Source organism: Mesorhizobium sp. LCM 4576 (genome assembly GCF_001854815.1).
In the GTDB taxonomy this organism is placed as follows: Bacteria; Pseudomonadota; Alphaproteobacteria; order Rhizobiales; family Rhizobiaceae; genus Mesorhizobium; species Mesorhizobium plurifarium.
This window is the reverse complement of sequence record NZ_MDDT01000089.1, coordinates 151004-163177: the sequence shown is the minus strand read 5'-3', so window position 1 is coordinate 163177 and position 12174 is coordinate 151004. Positions and strand designations below refer to the sequence as shown.

Sequence of the window (12174 nt, the reverse complement as noted above, 5' to 3'; positions counted from 1 at the left end):
GGCGGGGTCTTTGGTGGATCGCGACAAGCAGGAGACTTTCGACGAAATGGTCGGCCCGGTCGGCTCGACCGCCGAGYGGCTCTGGCTGCTGGCGACGCGGCGCGCCCATCGAACCGCGAACAAACTGAGGGTTTCGGYGCRCAAGCGTTTTCCTTATATCCTGCCGGCGCGCGGCCCTTTGTCGGATCTCGACGGCGGCATCGAGATGTCGGCGCATATATTCAGCCGCGATCCGCTGGTGCTGTATATCCCGGTCGGCGGACCTCGTCCGCTGTATCCATTGGCCGCTATGGGCCGGCGTCTCGGCGCGCGTCGTGTCACCTTCCTGCTGATGCCGATGTGGACGATGGAGAGGCCGGCCGTCGTCGCCCAGATGGGCCGCGACCTTGCCTGGTACGCCAAGCGTTTTCCTCTTCATGAGGTCGTCTTCCTCTGCAACAACGAGGAAGAGCGTCGTCTCATCGCCGCGGTCGGCGGCAATGCCATGTTCTCCAATCACAATCTGATGATATCCGAAGACGTCTTTCGGCCCTTGCCGGACGTGCCGGTCGAGTTCGATGCCGTCTACAACGGCCGCATCTCGCCGATGAAACGCCATTATCTCGCTTTCGAGATCGACCGGCTGGTCCACGTCACCTATTCGATCGGCGAATTGACGCCGCCGGCCGCGCGCGCCTTCATTCGCCGCCTCCAGGCGCAATCGCCACGTCACCGGATCGCCAATCCGCTTGTCGACGGCCTGCCCGGCAGATTGACCTCCGCCGAGGTCAACCATGTCTACAACCAGGCCGCGGTGGGGCTGTGCCTGTCCGCCGTCGAAGGGGCGATGTATTCCAGCATGGAGTATCTGATGGCCGGGCTGCCGATCGTCAGCACGCCCAGCCTCGGCGGGCGCGACGTCTATTTCGATCCAGACTATTGCCTGATCGTCGAGCCTGAGCCTACGGCCATTCGTCGCGCCGTCGAGCGGCTTCGCGATCGCGCCATTCCGCGCGAGGAGATTCGCGGCAGGACGCTGGAAAAGGTTCGCGCGCAGCGCCTGGAACTCACGGCTTTCCTCTCGGCGCTWCTGCGCCGCAAGGGCAGCAGCGCTCCCCCGTTGGAGACATGGCCGTTCTCCGGCACGGAGGGCTTGATGCGCTGGGCCACCGTGCGGGAAATTGCCGCGCTCGTCGGCGAGCCGGACCGGGCTTGATCGCTTGGCCGTTTACAGCGCTGCCGTGTAGCCTTAATCCGAAGACGCATAAACACGCGCCTGCCTCAAGGGTGCGCGAAGGTGAGGAAATCAAAAGCATCATGGCTAGGAAAACCGAAAGCAGCGGCCCCTCCGTCAGYCCCGAGGAGGCGTTGGAGTTCCACGCCATGGGACGGCCCGGCAAGCTGGAGATCGTCGCCACCAAGCCGATGGCGACGCAACGCGATCTGAGCCTCGCCTATTCGCCCGGCGTCGCCGTTCCGGTGCGCGCCATCGCCGAGGATCCGAGCCGCGCCTTCGACTATACGGCGCGCGGCAACATGGTCGCCGTCATCTCCAACGGCACCRCCATCCTCGGCCTCGGCAATCTCGGTGCGCTGGCGTCCAAGCCGGTGATGGAGGGCAAGGYGGTGCTGTTCAAGCGCTTCGCCGATGTCGATTCCATCGACCTCGAAGTGGYGACCGAGGACGCCGACGAGTTCATCAATTGCGTGCGCTTCCTCGGGCCTTCCTTCGGCGGCATCAATCTCGAGGACATCAAGGCGCCGGAATGCTTCATCATCGAGCAGCGGCTGCGCGAGCTGATGGACATTCCCGTCTTCCACGACGATCAGCACGGCACCGCCATCATCTCGGCCGCCGGGCTGATCAACGCGCTGGAGATCACCGGCCGCGACATGAAGACCACGAAGATGGTTTGCAACGGCGCGGGCGCCGCCGGCATCGCTTGCATCGAGTTGATGAAGGCGATGGGCTTTCCGCCCGAAAACGTCATCCTGTGTGACACCAAGGGCGTGGTCTTCCAGGGCCGCACCGAAGGCATGAACCAGTGGAAGTCGGCACATGCGGTCAAGACCGATTTGCGCAGTCTCGCCGAAGCACTGGATGGCGCCGACGTCTTCCTCGGCCTTTCCGCCAAAGGCATGCTCACTCCCGCCATGGTGCAGTCCATGGCGAAGAATCCGATCATCTTCGCTATGGCCAATCCCGACCCGGAGATCACGCCGGAGGAAGTGGCCGAGATCCGCACCGATGCCATCATGGCGACCGGCCGCTCGGACTATCCCAACCAGGTCAACAATGTGCTGGGCTTCCCCTACATCTTCCGCGGCGCGCTGGATGTGCGCGCCACCACCATCAATGACGAGATGAAGATCGCGGCCGCCAGGGCGCTGGCAGAGCTGGCGCGCCAGGACGTGCCGGACGACGTCGCCGCCGCCTACCAGGGCAACCGGCCGAAATTTGGCCCCAACTACATCATCCCGGTGCCGTTCGATCCGCGCCTTATCTCGGCGATTCCGCTGGCGGTGGCGAAGGCGGCGATGGAATCCGGCGTCGCCCGCAAGCCGATCCTCGATCTCGACCGCTACGCGCAGGAACTGTCGGCGCGCCGCGATCCGATMGCCTCGACCCTGCAGCGCATCTACGACCGCGTGCGCCGCCAGCCCAAGCGCATCGTCTTCGCCGAGGGCGAGGAGGAGCAGGTGATGCGCGCCGCCGTCTCCTATGTGAACCAGAAGCTCGGCACCGCGATCCTGCTCGGCCGCGACGATGTCATCAAGGACAATGCCAGGAATGCCGGCATCGACCTGAACAAGCCGGGCCTCGAGATCATCAATGCCAGGCTGTCGCGCCGCAACGGCATCTACACCGACTATCTCTACGAGCGCATGCAGCGGAAGGGCTTCCTGTTCCGCGACTGTCAGCGCCTGATCAACAACGACCGCAACCATTTCGCCGCCTGCATGGTGGCCCTGGGCGACGCCGACGGGATCGTCACTGGCGTCACCCGCAACTATTCCACCGCGCTCGACGATGTGCGCCGTGTCATCGACGCCAAGCCCGGCCACCGCGTCATCGGCGTGTCGATCGTGCTCGCGCGCGGCAGGACGGTGCTGGTCGCCGACACCGCCGTGCACGACATGCCGAATGCGGAACAGATCGCCGACATCGCCGAGGAGGCAGCCGGGTTCGCCCGCCGCATGGGTTATGAGCCGAGGCTCGCCATGCTTGCCTATTCCACCTTCGGCCATCCGCAGGGCGAACGGTCCGAGCGTGTGCAGGAAGCGGTGCGCATCCTCGACAAGCGCCGCGTTGATTTCGAGTATGACGGCGAGATGGCGGCCGACGTGGCGCTGAACCCGCGCGCCATGGCGCAGTACCCGTTCATCCGCCTGACCGGCCCGGCCAATGTGCTGGTGATGCCGGCATTCCACTCAGCCTCGATCTCGACCAAGATGCTGCAGGAACTCGGCGGCTCGACCGTCATCGGCCCGCTGCTGGTCGGCCTCAACAAACCGGTCCAGATCGTGTCCTTGAACGCCAAGGACTCCGACATCGTCAACATGGCGGCGATCGCGGCCTACACGGCGGGGAATTGACGGACAGCAGTTCGACCGTTTCTTTTGCTTGAGCCAAAGAAAAAGGCCCGCGGCAATGCCGCGGGCCTTTCCTTTTGAGATATTTACGCTCGATCAGAAGGTGCGCTGGAAGCGGACGATGCCGCCCCAACTGTTCTTCTTGTCGGCTTTGGTGAAGTTGAAATCGTCGGCCTGGCCGAACTTGCCGTCATGGTAGTAGTCAACTTCGGTCGTGACCGTGAAGCCGGGAACGGGCGTGTAGGCTACGTTTGCCGCGACGGCGAGGTTCTTGGCGTCGTCAGCCGAGACCTGGAGGTTGAAGGCGGTCTTGGGGTCGAATTTGTAGGTGCCGCCGCCCCAGACGGCCCAGTTGCCGCCCCAGGGCTTGTAGAAGCCGCGACCCTTGGCGTGGTCGACGAAGTTGTCGTCGGTGCCGTAGCCGCCCATGATGAACAGCGACAGGTCCTTGGTGACGTTGACGTCCAGGCGGACCTTGCCGGCTACTTCCTCGTAGTTGCTGTCATAGGCCACGACGCCGGTGATAGCGCCCCAGTCGCCCTTGTACTTGAGGCCGCCGACGACATGYGGAACGTAGCTGTCGATCGTGCCGGCGATGAGGACGGCGCCGCTGCTGGTGGTGACGTCGGCACCCTCTTCGAGCGAGACCACGCCCGAGAAGCCGCTGCCGGCGTCGAAATAGTAGCTGACGACGTTGGTGACCTTGATGCCGTACGGGATGATCGTGTCCTGCACGACGTTGCCGGCATAGCCGATGAACTGGTCGTAAGGTGTCTCATCCACACCGACGCGCAGGCCGCCGAGCTGGACCCAGCCGAATTCCAGGTTCACCGCCGACGCGCCATCCTTGAAGTTGAAGCGGGTCTCGGTATAGGTCTTCAACGTGCCGAGCTCGGTCTCCTGGCCGGTCCAGGTCCTCAGTGCGAAACGAGCATTCTTTTTCCAGCTGTTCTGCGGGTCGCCGTCCATGACGTCCTTCGTCTTGCGGCCGTCGAGGGTGCCGGGATCGCCGAAGCCGGCGTCATAGCGGATGTAACCGCCGACGCGCAGGCAGGTCTCGGTGCCGGGGATGTAGAAGTAGCCGGCGCCATAAACGTCGCAGATCTTGACGTATTCGGCCGGTTCCGGCTCGGCGACGGTCACCGCGTCGGCGGCGCGCGCGCCCGAAACTGCGATCAGCGCCGCAGCGGAGCCGAGAAGAAGGCTCTTGATGTTCATTTTCTTGAATCTCCAGTCAAAGGTTCAAGACAGGCCTGACATGCCGTTCGGCTTTTGCCACCCCCGTCCCCATCGTTGAAAAAGTCGCGCACCGGCGCCGCTTCTTCGCCTTGGACATGGCTTAATCGGCCGTCACGTACAACAGAGATTGTGTCTGAAAGGCGGATTTTTGACTCTTAGAAAGGTCTTGTTGCCAAAACATCACGTTATATATTTGTAAAAATGGCACATTTTGCACAATCTATACAATCGAAACACGCGAAAAGGCATCGGAATGTGCAAAATGTGCCAATTATTACAGATTTATGACAATGAGTTTGCCGGCTAAATTTACGATCGGATAACGCGAAAATGCGGCTCCGGCAGAACGGTCAGGACAGGGCGCGTGCGGCGCCGATCACGTCCTCGACCATGTCTTCCCTCAGCATCTCGATGGGGACGCGGCCGTCGAGCTCGGGCGAGGGTCGGCTCAGCCAGAACCAGGCAAGCCTCGGATTGGCGATCGCCGAAAGCACGTCGCCGATCCCCGGAACCGGCCTGCCGTCGATGAACTGGGCCAAGGGGAAGACATGCTTGCGGCCGCCCTTGCGCAGGGCAACGACCTCGCCGCGTCTTTGCCAGCGATGCAGCGTGGAGCGTGGGATGCGCAGCTTCTCTTCCAGATAGGTCGAGCCGGCGACCTCGCCGGCCCAATCCTCGATCAGCATCGATTGAAGCTCCACGGCTCGCTCGGCAATCGGCCGGGCTGCAGGCCTTCCTGTCTCCGATTTTGGCGGTGAGCGCTCGAGGGCGCGGTCGGACATGGCCGAACCGTCGCTTGCGACCTTGTCCGTCATCGCACGAAAGAAGTYGGAGGCAAGGTCGGTCCACTCACCCTTGAAGGAGCTCATGGCAAGGCGCTGTGCTGGCGGCAGGAAGGGGAGGGCGGCAGCCACATGGCCGGCGATCCTGCTTGCTGAAGCCAGCGCCTCGGCGTCCAGCATAACGCCATGCCGCATCAGCGCCTGTTGCACGGCTTCGGCCATAAGGCCTGCCAATGCCTCTTGTGAAATCCCGTCGGACGGGTTCTGGAATCTGCTCATGAATCTGTCTTGCGGCCCGCGCTCCTCCCCAAGCGCCGGCGGTTGCTGAAAATTCTATTGCGAAAAACAGGAAACGCGACGGCATCGGGCCCCACGGCCCGGCAGCTTGCTGGCTTGCATCTTTACACCCCTGGTTTGGCGTGCCGAAATGTCAGTCGCGGAACGCCCCACACTGCCTGTATGAGCGCTCTGTGACAGGCGTGCGACAAGCAAGCTGCGGCGTCGAAGCCGTCGCTACAGCAGCCCGGCCTGCTCGGCCTCGCGGCGCAGGTTCTGGCGTGGGYGCGGGCCGATCTGCTGGATCACCAGCCCGGCGGCCAGCGAGCCGAGGTCGCCGCAATCCTTGAGGCTGCGCCCGGTCGTGTAGCCGTAGAGGAAGCCGGCGGCATAGAGGTCGCCAGCGCCGGTCGTGTCGACCAGTTCCTTGATCTTGGTCGCCTCGATGGTAACGGTTTCGTCGCCGCGCACGATCACCGAGCCTTTTTCGGAACGGGTGACGGCGGCTATCCTGCAATCCTTGCGGATGGCCGCGAGCGCCTCCTCGWAAGAGGCGGTCTGGTAGAGCRACTTGATCTCGTGGCTGTTGGCAAAGACGATGTCGACGGTGCCCGACCGCATCAGCTCGAGGAACTCGTCGCGGTAGCGGTCGACGCAGAAGGAATCCRACAGCGTCATCGACACTTCGCGCCCCGCCGCATGCGCCAGCCTGGCGGTCTGCCGGATCGCTTCCTTGGCGCGCGGCGGATCCCACAGATAGCCCTCGAAATAGGTCACCTTGGCGCCGGCGGCCTTGTCGGCCTCGACGTCTTCCGGGCCAAGCTCGACGCAGGCGCCGAGATAGGTGTTCATCGAGCGCTCGCCGTCGGGCGTGACGAAGATCATCGAGCGCGCGGTCGGCGGTTCGCCCGCGAGCGGCCTGGTGTCGAAGGCAACGCCCTGGGCGTGGATGTCATGGGTGTAGATGCCGCCCAATGCGTCGTTCGACACCTTGCCGAAGAAGGCGGCGCGCCCGCCGAGACTGGCGACCCCGGCCGCCGTGTTGCCGGCGCTGCCGCCGGAAGCCTCGATCGCCGGTCCCATGCGGCTGTAGAGCAATTCGGCGCGCCTGGYGTCGATGAGGTTCATCGCTCCCTTGATGATGCCGTTGGTCTCGAGAAAGGCTTCGTCGCACTGCGCGATGATGTCGACAATGGCATTGCCGATGCAAAGCACGTCATATTCCGGCATCAAAATCTCCGCCAAGGGCCAATCAGGCTTCCGGCCGGCTATCTGGCATGCTGGCCGGGCGCGGGTCTAGCGACTTGGCGCTGCTTTGCCTACCCCGAAAATCGCCATCGTCTTCCGTGACGCCGGCCTCGGCGCCGATTGTTCGCCGGCTGCGGCAGCGTTCGCATCGAACTGGCTCATATCAGCGGCGGCGCTGGCGACTAAGGTTCCGCCGCGATCGAAGCGTCTTTGCGGCGTGGTGAGCTACAAGCGGATCGTTTCCGCAACGGAAGGCAGAAATGTCCGAAAAGACCGAAATGTCCACCGACCTTGCGCTGCTCGGCGTCCTGGCGGTGCTGTGGGGCGCTTCCTACACTTTCATCAAGATCGGCGTCGAGACGATCCCGCCCGTGACCTTCATCGCCGCCCGGACCCTGATCGCCGGGGCCATTCTCCTCACCGTCATCCGCTGGCGCGGCCTTGCCATGCCCGCCGACCCGGCGACGTGGCGCCGGTTCGCCTTCCAGGCCTGCCTCAACAGCGTCGTGCCGTTCACGCTGATCGCCGCCGCCGAGCGCTCGGTCGATGCCGGCCTCGCCACCATCCTCAACTCGACATCGCCGATCTTCACCTTCCTGCTGACGGCATTGATCACGCGCCATGAGCCCGTAACGATGCGCAAGCTGGTCGGCGTCGGCGCCGGCATCGTCGGCATCTGCCTCATCATCGGCACGCAGGCGCTCGGCGGGCTTGGCCATCAATTGTGGGCGCAGCTTGCGATCGTCATCGCGACGGTCTCTTATGCCGGGGCGGCGATCTTCGGCCGCGGCTTCAAGGGCCTCGATCCGATGATACCCGCCGCGGGTTCGATGCTTTGCGGCGCCGTCATCCTTGTTCCGCTGAGCTTGGTCGTGGACCAGCCGTGGACGCTTGCGCCGTCGGCCGCATCGATCCTGGCCCTGCTCGGCCTGTCGGTCTTCTCGACGGCGTTGGCCTTCGTCATCTATTTCCGCCTGATCCACACGCTGGGCTCTGTCGGCACCACTTCGCAGGCCTATCTGCGCGTGCCGATCGGCGTCGGCATCGGCGCCGTCTTCCTCGGCGAAAGCCTCGGGGCCACGGCATGGGTCGGCATGGCCTTCGTCGTCGCCGGCGTCGCGGCCATGACCATTCCGGCACGGCAGGTCAAGCTTGCGCGATAACGCATGTCGCCCAAAAGCGTGACGCTGTTGGGATAACCGACATGCATCGAGACAAAAGCCGAACCGCGTCGACGCGACGCGCTTTGGTTGCCTCCGGGAAGAAGCCCGCCTATCTCGGGGATGACATTTCTCGATAAGGGCCTGGACCTGCCGTGATCCTAGACGCTGCCCGCGCCGCCGCCAGCCGGCTGTTCTCGCCTGAATTCCGCGCCGTCTTCCTGAAGACGCTGGGGCTGACGCTGCTCGCTCTGCTGGCGCTTTGGCTCGGTCTGGAGAGCCTGCTCGAATGGCTGGCCTGGCCATGGCTGCAAACGCTGCTGCCTGGTCTGCCGTCCTGGGCCGGGTGGCTGGGCGGCATCATTGCCGGCATCGTTCTGGCTGTGGGATTGGCCTTGCTCGTCGCGCCGGTGACAGCGATCGTCGCTGGCCTGTTCCTCGACGATATTGCCGAAGTGGTCGAGCGCACCGACTATCCCAACGACCTGCCCGGCCGCGCCATGCCGGCGCTGCAGTCGCTTGTGCTGGCGGTCAAATTCTTCGGCGTGGTGGTCCTCGGCAACATCGTCGCGCTGCTCTTGCTTCTGGTGCCGGGCATCAACATTGCCGCTTTCTTCATCGTCAACGGCTATCTGCTCGGCCGGGAGTTCTTCGAGTTCGCCGCCATGCGCTTCCGGCCCGAGGCCGAGGCCAAGGCGCTGCGCCGCAAACATGCCGGCACGGTGTTCCTGGCCGGACTGGTCATTGCCCTGTTCCTGGCCGTGCCGCTGCTCAACCTTCTGACGCCGCTTTTCGCGGCCGCCATGATGGTGCATCTGCACAAAGCGGTTTCGGCGCGGCTGCCGGTTTAATCGGTGTCGCCGCTGCGGAAGAGCGCCTGCAGCTTGCCGAACGGCATCGCCGCGCGGGTGAAGCCGAAAGTGCCGTCCTGCTGGATTTCGCGCGCTGCCGTCTCCAGCATGCCGTAGGCGAAGTTGGTCAGCCATGGTCCGAGCGAGATGCGCTTGACGCCGGCCATGGCAAGGTCGGCGATGGTGAAACCGGGTCGGGCCATCACATTGACCGGCCGGCTCACCGACGAGCAGATCGTGCGCACCATTTCGACGTCGCCGATGCCCGGCGCATAGAGCACATCCGCGCCGGCCTTCTCGAAGGCCTGCAGCCGCTTGATGGTGTCGTCGAGGTCGGTCTTGCCCCACAGGAAATTCTCGGCCCGCGCGGTGAAGACGAAATCGTGCTTGAGCGCCCGGGCCGCCTCGACCGCGGCCGCGACGCGTTCCACGGCGTGCGAGAAATCGTAGRTCGGGTTGGCGGGGTCGCCGGTGTGGTCCTCGATCGAGCAGCCGGCAAGACCGGCGGCTTCGGCCGCGAAGATGGTCTCGGCGGCCTGCTCGGCGCTGTCACCCTTGCCGCGCTCCAGATCGGCCGAAACCGGCAGGTCGGTCGCCGCCGTCACCTCGCGGCAATGATGGATCATGGCCTCGAAGGTCACGGCGCCGTCCGGCAGGCCGCGCGAGAAGGCGAAGCCGGCGCTGGTCGTCGCCAGCGCCTTGAAGCCGAACGAAGCGAGAAGCTTGGTCGTGCCTATGTCCCAGGGGTTGGGCATGACGAAGGTGGAGGSATGCAGATCGCGAAAAATCTTGCCCTTGTCCATGGCGGATCCTCAATCATGATCGGGGTTGTGAGGGAAATCTATCGCGGTCGCTCGAACCGGGCAAACGAATGCGTCTGGCTCAGAAGCGTTTCTCGTTCTCTGCTGACAAACGCTTGAAGGCGTCCGAGCCCGCCACGTAGCGCGACGTTTGTCTGTTCCAACGGTAGGTGACGGATATGTCTTTTGATGACGCCTTGGGTGGCGCGTCGTCGCAGCTTTCCCCRCTCGGCACCGTTGCGTCGGTAACCGTGACCTTGATGGCCGCATGGGGCTGGCCACCCCCAACGACGTGGAATGCGATATCCTGCTTGCGACTATAAGCGCATAGCCTTTCATCGAACGTGTAGATCATGTCGATCAGCTCGAACTTGTCGTTGCGCACCATGATCAGCGGCGTGATCACATAACCCTGGCTCGAATTGAAATGCGTGCTCATGGTGATCAGCACGTCGTCCCCGGGGCCGACGGGCAGTTTGTTCGGTTCGCGGAAATAGGTGCTGCGATCGACGGCGACATTGACGGCATCGAGCAGCGCCGGCTTGCCGGCCAGATCGTAGAGCGCCAGCACAGYATAGCCTTCGGCACTGTCGGGAGAGTCGCCGAGATCGAACAGCACGGCCAGCCGGTCCTTGCCGCCGGCCTTGATGGCGAGCACGGCGGCGTTGGGCAGGCTCGATGTCTCGGGCGGCGAGCCCCCGCTATCCGGACCCGCAATGTGGCGCATCTCGATCGGCAAGGTGCCGTGGTATAAGCCGTCGGCATTCGACGCCAAGTCGGGGATGACCATCCTGGCGAGATCGAGATAGGTGACGTCTTTCTGGCCCGGGATGGCGCTGCCAAGGTCCGGAAAGCTGACCTCCTCCGCGCCCGCCGAGGCCCACGGCCAGGACAGCAGCACAAGAGCAAGGGCGAGGCGAAGCAAAGTGGGTTTCACGCGTGGGCAGCTTCTTGTCCGACGCTGCAGGCTAGCACGGAAGATTTCGCCGTACAGCATTTCGCCGTACAGCCGAGTGTCCGATCAGCGGATCGGTACCAGCCCTGCCAGTTGGCGCATGTCGTCGAACAGGATGYCGCCGGCCGCCGCCAGGCCGTCGCGGTCGGAGAATGGATCGGCGTGATAGGAGAACACCCGCATGCCGGCGGCGATACCGGCCTTGGTCCCCGCGACGCTGTCCTCGATGACGATGCAGTCGGCCGGCGCGAAGCCCTGCGTCCCTGCCGCGTGGAGAAACAGGTCCGGGAACGGCTTGCCTCGGCTGACCATGGTGGACGAGAACATCGCATGCTCGAACAACGGCAGGAGCCCGRTCTGCCCGAGCGTGATGTGCATTTTCGACACCCGCGCCGAGGAGGCGACGCAATAGTCGATACCGGCCGCGCGGACTGCCTCGACGAACTCACGAACATAGGGGATCGCCTCGACGCCGTGCGAAAAAAGATCCGGCAGGCCGGCATTCCAGCGCTCGACGAAATCGGCGCCGAGCCTGGCCTCGGTCGTCTCTTCGATCTCTTTCTGCACCGAGACCATGCTGCGGCCGGAAAAATGCTTGCGGCAATATTCGAATGTGGTCRCAAAGCCGGCATCGGTCAGCCATTYGGCGAGGCGCCGATTGGCAAGGTTCTCGGTGTCGACCAGAACCCCGTCGCAGTCGAAGATGACCAGCTTGGGTATTGCCATTCAAGCGATGCCGGTCGACCCGAACCCACCGGTACCGCGCGTCGTGCCGCCGGCCAGTGCCCGCTCCTCGACCGTGATCTGGGTCACGGCGGCGAAGACGATCTGGGCGATGCGCATGCCGCGCGTCACCGAGAAATCCTCGTCGCCGAGGTTGACGAGCAGGACTTTCACCTCGCCGCGATAGTCGCTGTCGACGGTGCCGGGCGAGTTGAGGACGGTGAGCCCATGCTTGAAGGCAAGGCCCGAGCGCGGCCGCACCTGGCCTTCCACGCCTTCCGGGATTTCCAGGACAAGCCCGGTCGGCACCAGCGCGCGTTTCCCCGGCAGGATGAGCAGCGGCCGGTCTTCCGGAACGGCGGCGCGCAAATCCATACCGGCGGCGCCCGCGCTCTCATAGGCCGGCAGAGGCAGGCCCTCGCCATGCGGAAGCCTGACGAAACCGACGGTGGGGCCGATGACGGAGGAAGGATGGACAGCCGTGCGCATGAGCCCACTCGTATCGTCGCGAATGCCGATTCGGTCAACTCGGGATCAGAGCCTATCAACGCCTTTCTTTCTGGCGTG

Annotated in this window: 11 protein-coding genes; 4 read left to right on the top strand and 7 right to left on the bottom strand. The window is 64.1% G+C overall.

All coding sequences use genetic code 11. The features are described 5' to 3' along the window. The first annotated feature begins 13 nt into the window (after positions 1-13). Entirely contained in the window at positions 14-1195 is a 1182-nt protein-coding gene (locus LCM4576_RS32465; RefSeq protein WP_071036763.1) for a glycosyltransferase, read from the top strand. 101 nt (positions 1196-1296) lie between these two features. Continuing rightward, positions 1297-3576 (top strand): NADP-dependent malic enzyme, encoded by a 2280-nt coding sequence (locus LCM4576_RS32460; protein ID WP_071036392.1) that lies wholly within the window; start codon positions 1297-1299, stop codon positions 3574-3576. 93 nt (positions 3577-3669) lie between these two features. Here LCM4576_RS32460 and LCM4576_RS32455 read toward each other — a convergent pair whose 3' ends face one another. The 3 genes from LCM4576_RS32455 to LCM4576_RS32445 all read right to left on the bottom strand — a co-directional run bounded on the left by LCM4576_RS32455 (position 3670) and on the right by LCM4576_RS32445 (position 7100). Continuing rightward, positions 3670-4791 (bottom strand): porin, encoded by a 1122-nt coding sequence (locus LCM4576_RS32455; RefSeq protein ID WP_041001293.1) that lies wholly within the window; start codon positions 4789-4791, stop codon positions 3670-3672. Positions 4792-5162: 371 nt separating this feature from the next. Then, a complete protein-coding gene (locus tag LCM4576_RS32450; RefSeq protein ID WP_071036391.1) occupies positions 5163-5873 on the bottom strand; it encodes an antitoxin Xre/MbcA/ParS toxin-binding domain-containing protein in 711 nt (236 codons plus the stop codon). A 234-nt stretch (positions 5874-6107) separates the two neighbouring features. Beyond that, complete coding sequence (locus tag LCM4576_RS32445; protein WP_071036390.1) at positions 6108-7100, bottom strand: adenosine kinase; 993 nt, start codon at positions 7098-7100, stop codon at positions 6108-6110. 278 nt (positions 7101-7378) lie between these two features. Between LCM4576_RS32445 and LCM4576_RS32440 the strand changes: the two genes are divergently transcribed. Both LCM4576_RS32440 and LCM4576_RS32435 read left to right on the top strand, forming a co-directional pair. After that, the gene (locus LCM4576_RS32440; RefSeq protein WP_040988614.1) at positions 7379-8281 is read left to right on the top strand and encodes a DMT family transporter; all 903 of its coding nucleotides are present in this window, start codon (positions 7379-7381) and stop codon (positions 8279-8281) included. A 152-nt stretch (positions 8282-8433) separates the two neighbouring features. Further along, a complete protein-coding gene (locus tag LCM4576_RS32435; protein WP_041001300.1) occupies positions 8434-9129 on the top strand; it encodes a sulfate transporter family protein in 696 nt (231 codons plus the stop codon). Here LCM4576_RS32435 and LCM4576_RS32430 read toward each other — a convergent pair. The 4 genes from LCM4576_RS32430 to dut form a co-directional block, all read right to left on the bottom strand. Further along, positions 9126-9932 (bottom strand): isocitrate lyase/phosphoenolpyruvate mutase family protein, encoded by an 807-nt coding sequence (locus tag LCM4576_RS32430; RefSeq protein WP_071036389.1) that lies wholly within the window; start codon positions 9930-9932, stop codon positions 9126-9128. The two genes, LCM4576_RS32435 and LCM4576_RS32430, sit on opposite strands and share 4 nt — an antisense overlap. A gap of 79 nt (positions 9933-10011) precedes the next feature. Beyond that, positions 10012-10866, bottom strand: coding sequence for a hypothetical protein (locus LCM4576_RS32425; RefSeq protein ID WP_071036388.1), 855 nt, complete (start codon positions 10864-10866; stop codon positions 10012-10014). Between the two features lie 84 nt (positions 10867-10950). Then, positions 10951-11610: an HAD family phosphatase gene (locus LCM4576_RS32420; RefSeq protein ID WP_071036387.1), complete on the bottom strand. Its 660-nt coding sequence runs from the start codon at positions 11608-11610 to the stop codon at positions 10951-10953. After that, the gene (gene dut / locus LCM4576_RS32415; protein ID WP_071036386.1) at positions 11611-12096 is read right to left on the bottom strand and encodes a dUTP diphosphatase; all 486 of its coding nucleotides are present in this window, start codon (positions 12094-12096) and stop codon (positions 11611-11613) included. It abuts the gene before it with no gap. Positions 12097-12174: the final 78 nt, after the last annotated feature.